Origin of the sequence: Sinorhizobium arboris LMG 14919, assembly GCF_000427465.1 — a bacterium.
GTDB lineage: Bacteria > Pseudomonadota > Alphaproteobacteria > Rhizobiales > Rhizobiaceae > Sinorhizobium > Sinorhizobium arboris.
On record NZ_ATYB01000008.1, the window covers coordinates 911,405 to 925,298 of the forward strand.

A 13,894-nucleotide genomic window follows, 5' to 3' on the forward strand; every position below is an offset into this window, starting at 1 on the left:
AGGAAGACCGTTTAAAAGCATATTGACTCGCAGAATGTATAAAATCTACTTTATACGCAAATAAGGGAACGGTCATGAAGCATTCAGCCGCGCCGCCGCTTTTTGCGCGCGCCATCCTCGCACTCTCCGAAGCCTTGCTCGCGCTGGAAAAATTGGTTGTTGCCGGATTGATGTGCGTGCTCCTCGCGCTCATCCTCCTCAACGTCGTCACCCGATACGGCGGGCATCCGCTTTACTGGGTCGATGAATCGGCGGTCTACGCCATGGTGTGGCTCGCCTTCGTCGGAGGCTCGGCGCTGACGCGCCTCAGGCTCGATTTTGCCGTGACGCTGCTGACGGATTATCTGCCGCCTGCGGCGGCGCGCTGGATGCGCGCCGTTTCGACGCTGCTCGTCCTCCTGTTCGCACTTGCGCTTGCGGCATTCTGCTGGATGTGGATGGACCCCGCCGGCATCATCCGGGCCGGCTTCGACGCGAAGGCCTTCGCGGCCGAGAGCTTCAACTTTCTCTATACCGAGCGCAGCCAGACGCTGAATTGGCCGATCTGGGCGATCAGCCTCGTTATTCCCCTCTTCGCCGTGACCATGACCGTTCATTGCGCCGCCAATCTCGTCGAAGACCTGGGTCTGTCGCCTCAGCGTGAGCGGCGCGAACTTTCGAGCGCCGAGGGAGTGAACTGATGCTCACCACCGCCGTCTTTCTCGCCTTCATGCTCGTCGGCGTTCCGATCGGCGTCTGCCTCTGCCTCGGCAGCATCGTCTATATCTTCGCCTCCGGAAATCCCCTGCTCTTCCAGAGCTTTCCGACGCAGCTCTTCGGCGGCGTCGACAATTACGGCCTGATCTCCATTCCGCTCTTCGTGCTGATCGGTGAGATCATGAACGGCGGCGGCATCACCCGGCGCATCATCGATATGACGATGGCCTTCGTCGGCGCCATGCGCGGCGGGCTTGCCTATGTCAACCTGCTCGCCAACATGTTCGTCTCCTCCATACTCGGCTCGGCCACGGCGCAGGTTGCCGTCATGGCGCAGATGATGGTGCCGGAGATGGAGAAGAAGGGCTACGACAAGACTTTCGCCGCCGGGATCACCGCCTATGCGGGCATGCTCGGCCCGATCATTCCGCCATCGATCATGTTCGTCGTCTACAGCGTGCTCGCGCAGGTTCCGGTAAGCGACATGCTGGCCGCGGGAATTGTGCCCGGTGTTCTGTTGACCGCAGCCTTCTGCCTCGTCATCGCGGCGATGGGGTTCGTCTACAACTATCCTCGCGGCGAGCGCATGAAGCTCAAGGAACGCGTCCGCATCGTGCTGGACGCGTTGCCGACGCTCCTCATCCCGTTTGTCATCGTCGGCTCGATCCTGTCCGGCCTCGCCAATGCGACGGAAGCCGCGGCCGTCGGAGCGGTAGCGGCGGTGCTCGTCGGCCGCTTCTGGATCGGCGAGCTCAAATTCTCCGATCTTCCGAGAATGATGCTGCGGGCCGGCATCTATTCGGCCGTGGTCCTCTTCCTTGTTGCCGCCGCCGCGGTCTTTTCCTGGGTCCTCGTATACGGCATGGTGCCGCAGCAGGTTGCCGGCTGGGTCCAGACCGTCGCCTCGGATCCGGTCACCTTCATGCTGCTCGTCAACGTCATCCTGCTCGTCATCGGCACGGTGATCGACGGCGCGCCCGGTCTCATCATGACCGTGCCCATCCTCCTGCCTATCGCCACCGAGGTCTACGGCATCGACCCCATCCATTTCGGCGTCGTCGTGGTCGTCAACCTCGTCCTCGGCTTCCTCTCGCCGCCCGTCGGGCTCTGCTTCTTCGTGGCCGCCGCGGTGACCGGCGCCAAGCCCGGCAAGATGTTCCTGGTGACGCTGCCATTCTTCTTCGTTTCCTGCCTGATGCTCGTGCTCCTGTCGCTCATTCCCTCGCTCTCGACCTTCATCGCCCGATAACCACAACGAACCAGCCAGAGGACCTTCCATGACATTCTCCCGCAGAACCTTCCTTGGCGGCATCGCCGCCGGCGCAGCCCTTTCGCTCGCCACGCCATCGCTCGTCCGCGCCCAGGAACCGCGCACCCTGCGCCTCGGCATCGTCACTCCGCCGGGACATCCCTGGAACAATGCCGCCCTCAAGGTTGGCGAAACCCTCAAGGCCGAGACAAACGGCCGCCTGTCGATCTCGGTGTTTCCGGCCGGCCAGCTCGGCAACGAAGCGGCGATGCTGCAGCAGATGCAGAGCGGCGCGCTCGATCTCGGCTGGATCATGACCGCCGAACTCGGCTCGCGCATTCCCGCCGTTGCCGCGATCAACGCGCCCTGGGTCGTCGATTCGACCGCCAAGGTCGCCAAGCTCGTGCGTGAGCCGGTCGCCATGAAGCTCCTCGACGTTCTCCCCGCCGAGACTGGAACGGTCGGTCTTGCCTGGGGCATTACCACCATGCGCGTCGTCTTCTCGGCCAAGGAGATCGCCGGACTCGACGACATCAACGGCATGAAGCTGCGCATCAATACGACGCCCGCGTATCGCGATTTCTACCAACTCCTCGGCGCAGCACCGACGCCGATCCCGACTCCGGCCGTTTTCGACGCCATGTCGAACGGCCAGGTTGACGGTCTGGAAGCCGACCTCGACTTCTCCTGGAACCAGCGCTTCGACAAGGTGTCCAAGACCATGCTGAAGATGAACGCCATCTTCATGCCCTGCGTGGCGCTGGCCTCAGGCCGCGTGTGGCAGACCCTCCCCGAGGCAGATCGGGAGATCATCGCCCGCCTCACCAAGGCAGCGCTTGACGAGCAGATCGATGCAACCGTCGCCAACGAGCCGGCTCTCCTCGAAAAGTTCGACGGCGCAGGCATCCCGATCAAGGATGTGACGGTCGCCGACGCCGGCCGGATCATCGCCGAATACGACAAGATTTGGCTGCCGAAGGCGCCGGTTCTCGCCGAGCTGCGCAAGGTCGGCGCGACGCTCTGACGCCCTCGCGGGGATCGCGGCGCCCGCCGCGTTCCCCATGCGGTTTGCGGACATCGCCGCCGGCCGTCGAGCCCGCGTGCCGCGCACAACGCCTCAATCTGCTTGCGCCCCGGCGCGCCGCAGGCCAAGAGAGCCTGAGGAGCTCCTGGATGTTGGACAGATGGAAAGAAAACAAGTCGCAATTATCGGCGGTGGCCCCGCCGGTCTGATGGCCGCGGAAGTCTTGTCCCGCTCGGGCCATGCGGTGACCGTCTATGAGGCGATGCCGACCGCGGCGCGCAAATTCCTGCTCGCGGGAAAATCCGGCCTGAACATCACCCATTCCGAAGATTACAAGGATTTTGCGACGCGCTTCGGCGATGCTTCGGCAAGGCTGCGCCCGGTACTCGACGTTTTTACCCCGCAGGACGTGCGCGCCTGGGCGGCCGGACTGGGTGCGGAGACCTTCGTCGGCTCCTCCGGCCGCGTGTTTCCTAGGGCCATGAAGGCCTCGCCGCTGCTGCGCGCCTGGCTCCGCAGGCTGGAAACGCAAGGCGTCCGGCTTCTCACCCGCCATCGGTGGACGGGTTTCGCCGAGAACGGCTACATCTTCGAAACGCCGGTTGGGAAAGAAGTCGTCCGTTGCGACGCGGTTCTCCTGGCGCTTGGCGGCGCGAGTTGGCCGCGGCTCGGCTCCGACGCCGCCTGGGTGCCGTTGCTGCGGGCGAGAGATGTGCCGATCGCCGATTTCCGCCCCGCCAATTGCGGTTTCGAGGTCGCCTGGAGCGAAATTTTCCGCGCGCGCTTTGCCGGTCAACCCCTGAAAGCCGTCACCGCCGCATCCGATGCGGGCACGATCCCGGGCGAATTCGTCGTGAGCCGCGATGGCATCGAAGGCAGTCTGATCTATGCCCATGCGGCGAGCCTGCGCGACCGGCTGGAACGCGACGGTAAGGCAGCGCTCCTGCTCGACCTTGCGCCTGGACGGACGGCCGAAAGGCTTGCGCGGGATCTCGCGCGGCAGGATCGCAAGACCAGTTTCTCCAACCGTCTGCGCAAGGGCGCGGGGCTCGACGCCGTCAAGACCGCGCTGTTGCGGGAGCTTTTGCCGGATGCTGCCATGGCCGCTCCGGAGCAGCTCGCTGCACTTATCAAGGCTGTGCCCGTTCCGGTACGCGGGACACGACCGATCGCCGAAGCAATCTCGTCGGCCGGCGGTATCCGCCTCGATGCGATCGATGAACGCTACATGCTGAAGGCGCTCCCCGGCCTCTTCGCCGCCGGCGAGATGCTCGACTGGGAAGCACCGACCGGCGGCTATCTCCTGACCGCATGTCTTGCCACGGGCCGCGCTGCGGCGCGTGGCGTCGAGGCATGGCTCGCTCACGGGAAGCCGTAAGCGTGTCGAATCAAGTCGATTAAACGCGACGCGCTTGGCTTAACCCGCCTCCGGTGCCGGCGGGGATTCGCCCGCCGTCAACATCTGCATGAGCGCGAGTTCGCTCCGTACGCCCTGCTGGTAGAGATGGAACAGCATCTTTCCTAATTCCGCACCGTGTTCGCTTTCCGGCTCCAGCTCCCTTGAGGAGCAGGCATAAACGTGAACACGTCGCAACATCGAGATTTCGTCGTCGTCAATGGCGAGATCCGAGAAGCGCAGCGACATTTCCTTTGATCCTCCAATCAAAGTGACTCTGTTGATGATGGCTTAATATCGGTATGGCGGGGGCACGAATCCAGAGCCTGCAACATTCTTCGGGGAAGGCGAGGCAGGTGAGCGCCGGCCCCCACTTGCCTTTTGCCCTGCCTCCCATAGTTGAAACAGAAGACAGCGTTTTTCAACGAATGGGGCAGACAATATGTCGGTACTGATCAGCATCCTGATCACCTTTCTCGTCGTCATTCTGGTTCTTTATCTCGTCAACCGCCTTCCCCTCGACGGGCGCACCAAGCAGATCGTCCAGGCCATCGTCATCATTATCGGCATTCTGTCGCTGCTGCGGTATCTTGCCGTGTTCTGACTTCGATCGGTGTTCCGGCCCACAATTTCTTTCAGGGCGGCAGCAAACATGTGAACGCGCCCTTCGGATCCACCGGGAACCTTGGCCCGGCTTCCCTATTAGGCTCGAGTGAACAGTCCGGTTCGTGAAACGAACGGAGGCGGCCATGATACGGGCAGCTGTTTTCCTGGCATTGGCGGCGACAATAGCTGTTGCGCGACCCGAGACGGGGATCGCCCAGGATTCGCCGCGTCTGCTCGACACCGAAAGCGGCCCCATCGATGTCGAGATCTTCGCCGGCGGCCTTGAGCACCCCTGGGGTGCTGCGCTTCTGCCTGATGGCGATATGCTGGTGACGGAACGTCCCGGCCGGCTGCGCCTCGTTTCGGACGAAGGCGCGGTAAGCGAACCGATCGAAGGGGTCCCGGATGTATTCGCACAAGGCCAGGGAGGACTCCTCGATGTCGCCCTCGACCCGGACTTCGCGACGAACAGGACCATCTATCTTTCCTTTGCCGAGGAAAGGCAGGGCGGCGCGGGGACCTCGGTCGGTCGCGGCCGGCTGAACGAGGATGCCACGGCGCTTTCAGATTTCGAGATAATCTTCCAGCAGGAACCGGCGGTTTCGGGAGAAAACCATTTCGGCGCCAGACTGGCCTTCGCGCCGGACGGCAAGCTTTTCATCACACTCGGCGAGCGCTTCGACATGCAGGAGGCCCAGGATCCGGGCAACCATCTCGGCACGGTGGTCCGCCTCAATCCCGATGGCTCAATACCGGACGACAACCCCTTCGTGGGCCGGGAAGGCGCCGACGAGGTCTGGTCCTATGGCCACCGCAACGTCCAGAGCGCCGCCATTCATCCCGAGACCGGCGTGCTTTGGACGGCCGAGATGGGGCCCAGGGGCGGAGACGAGTTGAACATACCCGAGGCCGGCAACAACTATGGCTGGCCCGTAGTAAGCTGGGGAAGACACTATTCGGGCAAAAGAATTCCCGACCCGCCAAACCGGCCCGACCTCGCTGGCTCCCTCCACAGCTGGACACCGGTGATCTCGCCCTCCGGAATGATGTTCTATACCGGCGACCTGTTTACGGACTGGCGCGGCGATCTCCTGATCGCCGGCCTGTCGGCGGGAGGTATCGTCAGGGTGGAGACGGACGGGGAGAAAGTGACTGGCGAGGAAGTTCTTTCGCTGGGGGCACGGGTGCGCGATCTTCTGCAGGCCTCCGATGGCTCGGTGCTCGCCCTCATCGATGCCGCATCCGGCAGGATTTTGCGCTTGAGGCCGGCCAACGATTAGCTACAGTTCCGGCGCAAGCGCCTCTTAGGTCTGTGATTGCGTGCGCGGATGAACCAATCCGCTCGTCACGTCCGGAGCATTGGCCTCGGCAAGCCGAGAGAGGAATTGCTCCATCAGCGCGGAATCGCCGAAGCGACGCAGGGACCGCTCGCTTGCGAGGGAAAATTCCGGATCCACTGCGGTCAGGCGCTCCATTGTGCGCTGCGCTTCCTGGACGTCTCCTCGCTGGCTCAGAACCGCCGTCTGTATCAGCAGGCAATCCGACTCCTGCGGCGCGCGGATCAGGCATTCCCGCAAGACCTCGTCGGCCTCATCGAGGCGACCGGCAGCATAGAGTGCCTGGCCGTAGACATAGGTATAGTATTCCGGCGCCATGGGATGCAGCCGCCGCGCCCGCTCGGCGTTTCGCACCGCCTCGTCATAGCTGCCGAACCGGACCTGCGCCTTTGCCAGGGCCATCAGGCTGTCCGGATCGTTCGGATTGAGCTCGACGGCCCTTTGTGCCGCCTGCATGGCGCCGGGGTAGTCGCCGGTGGCAGAGAGGCCGAAGCTGAGAACCTGATAGGCCGCAGCCAGATTCGGATCGAGGCGAACGGCCTGGCGTGCCTCGCTGAGGCCGGTTTCCACGTCGGTCATCGTCGCCCTGCCGCTGAGCTTCTGCACGAAGTCGACGATGTAGGTCATCCCGAGATTGGCACGCGCGGCGGCATAACCGGGATCGAGCTCCAGGGCCTGATGAAGCAGCGCGCGGGCAGCCATCAGCGCCTCGCCATCCCTCGAACCATGCTTGTAGCGGTCACGGGCTTTGAGAACGAGGTCGTAAGCCTGGAGATTCTCGGTGGGCCGTTCTGCCGCATTCGATACTTCCGACTCGCGCACATAGGAAACGAGATGCGAGACGATCTCGGCGGTCAGCTCGGTCTGGACCGCAAATATGTCCTCGACCCGGCGATCGTAACTGCGCGACCAGAGATGCGCACCGCTGCGTGCATCGATCAGCTGCGCCACCACGCGAAGCTGGTCGCCCGCGCGCCGGGCACTGCCTTCCACCACATAGCCGGCACCGAGTCTTTCGCCGATCCGGCGGATGTCCTCTGCCTGGCCGCGCAGGGCGAAGGTCGAATTGCGGGCGATCACCTGAAGCTCGGGGTTTCGCGCGAGATTGGCGATTATGTCCTCGGTAAGCCCGTCGGCGAAGTAGCTCTGACCGGCGTCGCCGCTCATATTGTCGAAGGGCAGCACCGCAACCGTCGGCCTTGCGTCAGCAAGTTCGCCGCCCGTCAGGCGCGCGAGGCTACCAGCAAGGTCCGCTCCGATGGCTCTCACCTCCGGCGCCTGGGCTGCGGCAGCGACGAGGACGAGCGCCGCGGCACCGACAACGTAGGGCAATGCCGCACGCCGGCCACGGGCGAACCGCCCGATCCAGCCGCCACCGCTCTTTTCACCCGCATCGAGCCGCACCGCGTAAACGGCGAGCGGCTCGGGAATGTTCTTCGCCTGTCTCCGGCCGATACTGTAGAAAAGCTTGCTGCGGTTTCGGTCGGCGCTGCGGACGACCGCCTCGCTTACGAAAATGCCGCCCGGTTCGGCCATCGCTTCAAGCCGCGACGCGACGTTCACGCCGTCGCCGAACATGTCGCCATCGGCTTCTATGACGTCGCCGAGATTGATGCCGAGGCGCATATCGAAGGGCTGCTCGGAAAATCCGTTCTGGATTTCGATCGCGGCGTCGAGCGCCTCGTTGACGCTCGGAAACGTCGCGAGAAAACCGTCGCCCGTCGTCTTGAAGGTGCGGCCGCCATGCTTCTCGACCGCAGGCATGATCAGTCCGCTGAAAGTCGCCCGCAGGGCGGCATAGGTCGAGGATTCATCCTCGGACATCAGGCGGGTATAGCCGACGATGTCGCCGGCTACGATTGCTGCGAGTTTACGTTCCATCACGAGCCTCGACAGTCTTCACGCGCATATTTATTGGACCGACCCCACCCGTCCACTCAAAACTCCGTGTCCGCCCGAGGCTTATTCTGCGATCGACGCGTAGGCTTTCCAACTCGCCGCTGACAAGAAATTGGATGATTGGCCGCAAAGAGCAATGCTACGTCGCAGGATGCGAAGGGTCGTTCACACACTGCACATGATTGCGGCCTTTGGGTGGCGGAAACTCGATTACGGCCGGTTTAGCCGCTCGGCGCGATACGATCCTTGCGCCACGCGAGAACGGGCGCCACGGCCTCATGGAGAGCTGCGATATCCGCCTCTGCGACCTTCCGGAAGGGGCGTCTGGAAGCCCCCCCGGGAAGACCCATGATGCCGAGCAGCGCCTTGGACCCCGGCATGACGCCGACCTTGATCAGCACCTGGATCACACGGTTCGCCATGGCCTGGAGCCGCCGCGCCTCTTCGATCCGCCCTGCCGCTGCACAGGCCTTGAGCGCGACGAACACATCGCCCATGAAGTTGTAGGTGGTGCCTATCGCGCCCTGTGCGCCCATCGCGAAGCCGGCCAGGCACATTTCGTCATAGCCGTTGTAGACGATGGCGTCGGGCACTGCATGCCGGATGCGCTCGAGCTGGAACATGTCGCTCGACGTGTGCTTGATGCCGATGATGTTGGGATGCGAGAGAAGCTCGACCAGTTCCGGCAAGGTGAAGCCGCTGGTGCGGGCGGGGAAGTTATAGACGATCAGAGGCAAGGCCGAAGCATCCGCCAGCTCCCGGTAATGCGCCATGACTTCGGGCCGGGAGAAGTCGTAGTAGAAGGGCGGGATGGCCGAGACCGCCTGATAACCCGATTCGGCCGCGTGCTGCGAAAGTCCGAGCGCATCTCTCGTCGCGATCGTGCCGACATGGGCGATCAGCTTCAGACGTCCGGACGCGGCGGCGGCGACGTCGGAGAGGTAGTCCGCGCGCTCCTCGAGCGACTGGAGCATCGCTTCGCCCGAGCTGCCGCCGACATAAACACCGTCGACGCCGAGCCGGACCTGAAAATCGACGAGCGCTCCGATGGCCTGCCGGTCGATGCTTTCGTCTTCGCAAAACGGAGTAAGGAGGGCGGAATAGATCCCTTCGAATTTCATCGTATTTCGCTTTCACTGGCTCGTGGAAAAAAGCTCGGGCAATTGGCGGCGGGCAGCGGCGCCAAGCGCGATCACCGCAGCATCGGGGGCGGAACTGTAGGGCCAGAGTAGCTGAGGCCCGATGGGGCACCAGCGGCCGGCGGCAGCCATCGCCTTGTCGAGCGCCGCGTTGGACAAGCCATGGCGCGCAGCAAGTGGCAGGACATGCTCGCTCATGAAGCCGGCGACGCGGGCCTCGAATGCCAGGGCGCCTGCCGGATCCTCCCGAAGCTGATGCCACCACCTGACGGCGCCGGCGGGGCTCAGGCAGGCGACGTTGGAATAGGAGCCGCGGCCACCCGCGAGACATCCGCTCGCCATAAAATGTCCGGGAATGAAGACGGCGAGATCCGGCAGCTTGCGCCGAAGCTCCTCGTACCAGAATTCGTTGCCGCCGGGCAGTTTGGCGCCGACGAGCATGGGGAGACCGGCCTTCAGTCTTGCGATCTCGTCTAAGTTCAGCCGGCGCTTGGCGTGGGGCGGATTATAGAGGATCAGCGGAACCTTTGGGGCCGTTGCGGCCAGGCCGGCGAAGAAATCCTCCGCCTCCTCGTAGCTCGGCGCCCACCAGTCCGGCAGGGTGACCTGAACGGCATCGGGTCGCAGAGATGCGACGCGCGCCAGGCGTTCGCGTGCGACACGCGCATTCGAATGCGAAACGCCGATCTGGAACGGCAGGGCGACGGCATGGCAGAATTCGGCGACCATTTGGCTCAGCCGATCGAATTCGTGCTCCGTCTGGCTGTGGAATTCCCCGGCAGTGCCGTTGGTGTAGATACCTTGAAGTCCGCTGCCGCGAAGCGCCCGCAGCTGCTCCTGCAAGGCGGACCATTCGATTTCCCCTCGTCGGTCCACCGGCAGAAGCACTGCTCCCCAGACGCCTTCGGGAGGCTTGGCTTGCATGATCATCGGGCGGCTCCGAGCTGATCGGGTACGAAGGTGACGAGTGCCGGAAAGACCGTGATCAGCACCAGGACGAGGATGAGAGGCACGAGCAGCGGCAGGATACCGCGTGCAAGTACGCCGAAGGGTATGTGGGCGACCTTCGAGACGACGAAGAGCGCCACGCCCATAGGCGGCGTCAGAATGCCGATCATCAGGTTGAACACGACCACTACGCCGAAGTGGACGGGATCCACCCCGAATTGCAGTGCGGTCGGGACCAGCACCGGTACGATCAGCAGCAGGATTGCAAGGGCCTCGATGAAGGTCCCGAGCGCAAACAGCATGAGGTTGACCAGGATCAGAAACGTCAGCGGGTCATCTGCATAGTTGAGGAAAAACGCGGCGACGTGCTGGGGTATCTGTTCGCGCGCGATCACATAGCCGAACAGCGACACGCCCATGATGAGAAGACCGACGGCGGCCGTATGGCTGACAGTCTCGCGCAGCACGGTCACGAGTTTGGCGAACGTAATTTCACGATAGACCACAACCCCGAGGAAGAGGGCATAGCTGGCCGCGACCACCGCAGCCTCGGTCGGCGAGAAAATCCCGGCAAAGATGCCACCTATGATGATGAACGGCGTGATGAGCGGGAGCAGCGCATGCCAGAAGGTGGACCACACCCGGCGAAGGCTGGCGCGCTTTTCGGTCGCATAGTTCCGGCGCCAGGCGATCACATAGACCATGAGCATGAGAGAAGCGGCGCAGAGAAGGCCTGGCACGATGCCGCCGAGGAAAAGGCCACCGATCGAGGTATTGGCGATCACGCCATAGACCACGAGGGGAATGGAGGGCGGAATGAGCGGGCCAATGATCGCGGATGCGGCCGTGACCGAGCCGGAAAACTGCTCGTCATAGCCCGCATCGCGCATAGCCTTGATCTCGAGCTGGCCCAGGCCGGCCGCATCGGCGACGGCCGAACCGGACATGCCGGAGAACATAACGCTCGCCATGATGTTCACATGGCCGAGCCCGCCCCTGATATGACCTACGAGTGCCTTGGCGAAGTCGAAAATGCGCTCCGTCACGCCCGAAAGGTTCATCAATTGCGCAGTGAGGATGAAAAAAGGGACCGCGAGAAGCGGAAAGCTGTTGAGGCCGGCGATCATGCGCTGGCCGGCGAAATTCAGCCCCGTTCCCTGCCAGAGCATATAGGCGAGCGCCGCCACGATCAGCGTGAAACCCACCGGCATGCCGACGATCAGAAGGGCAAACCATCCCCCGAAGAGCGTCGCCATCTAGAGATACCTTTCGCAAGATGCATCGGCCGACGGACGGCGGCTGCCAAAGAGCAGCCGGGCATCCCGAGCCATGACAAGCGCGATCCGGATGGCCGACAGCAGTCCGAATACGGGAAGGGCGCCGTAAAGCCACGACTCCGGTACGCCGATCGCGATCGACATCACCTTGTGGGCGCGCATGGCCCCGAAGGTGCCGTAGTAAACAAGGAAGAGCAGCGCGGCGAGCACCAGGACATCCAGAACGAGCCGCAGGAAAAGCTGCGCCCGCTCCGGGAGCAATCGCGGCGCGATATCCATGGTGATGTGCGTCCGTGAGGTTACTCCTTCTGCTGCGCCAAGCGCCACCAGCCAGACGAAAGCATAGCGCGCAGCCTCCTCCGTCCAGAACATCGGATCATGGAAGACGAAGCGGGTGACGATCTGCAGCGCAATCACGACGAAGGCGAAGACCAGGAGGATAGCAGCCAGAGTCTCTGCGATATGGGCAAAGCTTCGCCAGCGGCTTGGATGGGCCATTGCTGAACTTCCCGAAATGGGGCGCGGCCGCCTCGGGCCGCGCCTGCAGGGTGGTTAACGAAGGTCGAGCAGCGTCTGCACCGTACCTGCACCGAACTTTGCGTCGAGATCGGCGTAGACGGGCTTCATCGCTTCCTGGAATGGCGCCTTGTCAGGCTCGACCACGGTGATGCCGCGCTCGCGAAAATCGCTGACGAGGTTCGCTTCCTTGTCGCTGACCAGCTTGTCGTTGAGGGCGCCGCCCGCCTCGAATGCCTCCATCACGACCTTCTGGTCGGCGGGCTCGAGCGCATTCCACGTGTCTTCCGACATGAGGATGAGCTGGTCCTGCACCAGATGCCCTGTCAAGGAGACATGGGACTGTACCTCGGTGAACTTCATCGCGTCGATGATGGGCAGGGGATTTTCCTGGCCGTCCACCTGATTGGTCTGAAGTGCAAGATAGACTTCGGCGAATGCGACCGGCGTCGGGCTCGCGCCCATCGCCTTTGCCCAGGTGAGAAGCGGCGCCGAGTTCGGAACGCGCAGCTTCATGCCGGCGAAATCTGCAGGCTTTTCGATCGGTTTCTTTGCCGTCGTGTGCCGCGTTCCGAAGTACCAGGAGTCGACCATGCGCCACTTGTGCTCGGTCCGCATCTCGTCGACGATTCCCTTACCCCAGTCGGAGGCGATGATCTTTTGAAGGTGATCGAAGTCGCCGACGACATAGGCGGTGCTCGCCAGGACTGCCCGGGGAACCCAGGCATCCATGCCGCCGAACGGATTCAGCGTGAAGTCGAGCTCGCCGAGCGTCACCTGCTCCATCATCTCGGTGAAGGTGCCGAGCTGCGAGTTCGGGAAGATTTCCAGCGTCAACCGACCGCCGGATTTCTCCTTGATGACGCGCGCGGCCTCTGTGACGCCCTCGAATTGCGGGTCCCCGGCCGTACCCTGCATTCCCAGCCGCAACGTGCGCGCTTCCTGCGCCGTGGCTTGCGACGCCATCAGCACGCCCGCAAGCGCGAGCGAAATCAGTCCCGTTTTCATTATTGCTCCTCCCATTGCCGGCCCGATGCTACGGGCGCGTTTGCCTGTATTTGCGCGCGGCACTCTCCAGGTGCTCGCGCATGACCCGTCCGGCACGCTCCGCATCTCGCGCGCGGATGGCCTCCACGATCGCCACGTGCTCTTCGAAACTCTCCCGGTTGGAAATCTCCGGCCTGCTCGGCAGAGGCCGCTGGGCGATCAGCCAGTCCACAAATGCGTCATGAACCGCGACGAAAATCGGGTTCGAGACCATCTGGGTCAGCGTGCGGTGAAAGGCGACATCGGTGGCGGCAAAGGCGCGAGCCTTGCCGATCGCGGACTCGTTACGCGCCAGCGCGGCATCGATCGCCTCGATCTGCTCCGCTGTCGCGTGAGCCGCCAGGTGCCTAGCGCAACTCTCCTCCAGGAACAGACGCGCCTGCTCGAAATTGGCCACGCCCTCCGGACGGCCAAGCAGCATGCGGGCAGCGCCTGCTAGCGAAGCCAGGAAGTGGTCCGGCGTCGGCCGCGTGACTTTCGCACGCTCGCCCGTGCTGATCTTCACGAGGCCCATGCGCTCCAGAGCGTACAGCGCTTCGCGGATCGAGGGGCGCCCGACCCCGAACATTTCCATCAGGTCCCGTTCGGAGGGAAGCGTCGCCCCCAGGGGATAGATCTCGTCGCGGATCATCTCCTCCAGTTTCGACCGGACTTCGTCAGAAAGTTTTTTACGGACGGCGAGTGTGCTCATGGGGTAATTGTTAAGGTGTTATACCACTCGAGTCAAGAGAACCTCGCGTCTGGAGCCTATCCGCCTTCA

14 protein-coding genes are annotated in these 13,894 nt (G+C 63.3%); 6 read left to right on the forward strand and 8 right to left on the reverse strand.

What is annotated here, in order from left to right:
• Positions 1-74 precede the first annotated feature (74 nt).
• The 4 genes from SINAR_RS0104795 to SINAR_RS0104810 all read left to right on the forward strand — a co-directional run bounded on the left by SINAR_RS0104795 (position 75) and on the right by SINAR_RS0104810 (position 4,347).
• Positions 75-680 carry a TRAP transporter small permease gene (locus SINAR_RS0104795; RefSeq protein WP_027998010.1) on the forward strand — a complete coding sequence of 202 codons (606 nt, stop codon included), beginning with the start codon at positions 75-77 and terminating at the stop codon, positions 678-680.
• The gene (locus SINAR_RS0104800; protein WP_027998011.1) at positions 680-1,945 is read left to right on the forward strand and encodes a TRAP transporter large permease; all 1,266 of its coding nucleotides are present in this window, start codon (positions 680-682) and stop codon (positions 1,943-1,945) included. Before SINAR_RS0104795 ends, SINAR_RS0104800 begins: the two co-directional genes overlap by 1 nt.
• A 28-nt stretch (positions 1,946-1,973) precedes the next feature.
• Complete coding sequence (locus SINAR_RS0104805; protein ID WP_027998012.1) at positions 1,974-2,969, forward strand: TRAP transporter substrate-binding protein; 996 nt, start codon at positions 1,974-1,976, stop codon at positions 2,967-2,969.
• A 160-nt stretch (positions 2,970-3,129) separates the two neighbouring features.
• Positions 3,130-4,347 (forward strand): TIGR03862 family flavoprotein, encoded by a 1,218-nt coding sequence (locus SINAR_RS0104810; RefSeq protein WP_027998013.1) that lies wholly within the window; start codon positions 3,130-3,132, stop codon positions 4,345-4,347.
• A 39-nt stretch (positions 4,348-4,386) separates the two neighbouring features.
• On the opposite strand, the gene SINAR_RS0104815 is transcribed toward SINAR_RS0104810, so the two are convergent.
• On the reverse strand, positions 4,387-4,614 hold the full coding sequence (locus SINAR_RS0104815) for a hypothetical protein (RefSeq protein ID WP_027998014.1): 228 nt from the start codon (positions 4,612-4,614) through the stop codon (positions 4,387-4,389).
• Positions 4,615-4,807: 193 nt separating this feature from the next.
• Between SINAR_RS0104815 and SINAR_RS1000000135045 the strand changes: the two genes are divergently transcribed.
• Both SINAR_RS1000000135045 and SINAR_RS0104825 read left to right on the forward strand, forming a co-directional pair.
• Positions 4,808-4,969 (forward strand): Thivi_2564 family membrane protein, encoded by a 162-nt coding sequence (locus SINAR_RS1000000135045; RefSeq protein WP_017266304.1) that lies wholly within the window; start codon positions 4,808-4,810, stop codon positions 4,967-4,969.
• A gap of 145 nt (positions 4,970-5,114) precedes the next feature.
• On the forward strand, positions 5,115-6,251 hold the full coding sequence (locus SINAR_RS0104825) for a PQQ-dependent sugar dehydrogenase (protein ID WP_027998015.1): 1,137 nt from the start codon (positions 5,115-5,117) through the stop codon (positions 6,249-6,251).
• A 24-nt stretch (positions 6,252-6,275) separates the two neighbouring features.
• Here SINAR_RS0104825 and SINAR_RS0104830 read toward each other — a convergent pair whose 3' ends face one another.
• The 7 genes from SINAR_RS0104830 to SINAR_RS0104860 all read right to left on the reverse strand — a co-directional run bounded on the left by SINAR_RS0104830 (position 6,276) and on the right by SINAR_RS0104860 (position 13,825).
• On the reverse strand, positions 6,276-8,189 hold the full coding sequence (locus SINAR_RS0104830) for an adenylate/guanylate cyclase domain-containing protein (protein WP_027998016.1): 1,914 nt from the start codon (positions 8,187-8,189) through the stop codon (positions 6,276-6,278).
• 239 nt (positions 8,190-8,428) lie between these two features.
• On the reverse strand, positions 8,429-9,328 hold the full coding sequence (locus tag SINAR_RS0104835; RefSeq protein WP_027998017.1) for an N-acetylneuraminate lyase: 900 nt from the start codon (positions 9,326-9,328) through the stop codon (positions 8,429-8,431).
• 12 nt (positions 9,329-9,340) lie between these two features.
• Complete coding sequence (locus SINAR_RS0104840; protein ID WP_027998018.1) at positions 9,341-10,276, reverse strand: dihydrodipicolinate synthase family protein; 936 nt, start codon at positions 10,274-10,276, stop codon at positions 9,341-9,343.
• Entirely contained in the window at positions 10,273-11,550 is a 1,278-nt protein-coding gene (locus tag SINAR_RS0104845) for a TRAP transporter large permease (RefSeq protein ID WP_027998019.1), read from the reverse strand. Before SINAR_RS0104845 ends, SINAR_RS0104840 begins: the two co-directional genes overlap by 4 nt.
• Complete coding sequence (locus tag SINAR_RS0104850) at positions 11,551-12,069, reverse strand: TRAP transporter small permease (protein WP_027998020.1); 519 nt, start codon at positions 12,067-12,069, stop codon at positions 11,551-11,553.
• Between the two features lie 54 nt (positions 12,070-12,123).
• Positions 12,124-13,095, reverse strand: a complete 972-nt coding sequence (locus tag SINAR_RS0104855) for a sialic acid TRAP transporter substrate-binding protein SiaP (protein WP_027998021.1) — start codon at positions 13,093-13,095, stop codon at positions 12,124-12,126.
• A 28-nt stretch (positions 13,096-13,123) separates the two neighbouring features.
• Positions 13,124-13,825 (reverse strand): transcriptional regulator NanR, encoded by a 702-nt coding sequence (locus tag SINAR_RS0104860; protein ID WP_027998022.1) that lies wholly within the window; start codon positions 13,823-13,825, stop codon positions 13,124-13,126.
• Positions 13,826-13,894 lie beyond the last annotated feature (69 nt).

Bases quoted from the DNA above. Each gene is read 5' to 3' on its own strand.
- SINAR_RS0104830 (WP_027998016.1), bottom strand. From the start codon at position 8,189: ATGGAACGTAAACTCGCAGCAATCGTAGCCGGCGACATCGTCGGCTAT.
- SINAR_RS0104825 (WP_027998015.1), top strand. From the start codon at position 5,115: ATGATACGGGCAGCTGTTTTCCTGGCATTGGCGGCGACAATAGCTGTT.
- SINAR_RS0104800 (WP_027998011.1), top strand. From the start codon at position 680: ATGCTCACCACCGCCGTCTTTCTCGCCTTCATGCTCGTCGGCGTTCCG.
- SINAR_RS0104795 (WP_027998010.1), top strand. From the start codon at position 75: ATGAAGCATTCAGCCGCGCCGCCGCTTTTTGCGCGCGCCATCCTCGCA.
- SINAR_RS0104840 (WP_027998018.1), bottom strand. From the start codon at position 10,276: ATGATCATGCAAGCCAAGCCTCCCGAAGGCGTCTGGGGAGCAGTGCTT.
- SINAR_RS0104845 (WP_027998019.1), bottom strand. From the start codon at position 11,550: ATGGCGACGCTCTTCGGGGGATGGTTTGCCCTTCTGATCGTCGGCATG.
- SINAR_RS0104815 (WP_027998014.1), bottom strand. From the start codon at position 4,614: ATGTCGCTGCGCTTCTCGGATCTCGCCATTGACGACGACGAAATCTCG.
- SINAR_RS0104855 (WP_027998021.1), bottom strand. From the start codon at position 13,095: ATGAAAACGGGACTGATTTCGCTCGCGCTTGCGGGCGTGCTGATGGCG.
- SINAR_RS0104835 (WP_027998017.1), bottom strand. From the start codon at position 9,328: ATGAAATTCGAAGGGATCTATTCCGCCCTCCTTACTCCGTTTTGCGAA.
- SINAR_RS1000000135045 (WP_017266304.1), top strand. From the start codon at position 4,808: ATGTCGGTACTGATCAGCATCCTGATCACCTTTCTCGTCGTCATTCTG.
- SINAR_RS0104810 (WP_027998013.1), top strand. From the start codon at position 3,130: ATGGAAAGAAAACAAGTCGCAATTATCGGCGGTGGCCCCGCCGGTCTG.
- SINAR_RS0104860 (WP_027998022.1), bottom strand. From the start codon at position 13,825: ATGAGCACACTCGCCGTCCGTAAAAAACTTTCTGACGAAGTCCGGTCG.
- SINAR_RS0104850 (WP_027998020.1), bottom strand. From the start codon at position 12,069: ATGGCCCATCCAAGCCGCTGGCGAAGCTTTGCCCATATCGCAGAGACT.
- SINAR_RS0104805 (WP_027998012.1), top strand. From the start codon at position 1,974: ATGACATTCTCCCGCAGAACCTTCCTTGGCGGCATCGCCGCCGGCGCA.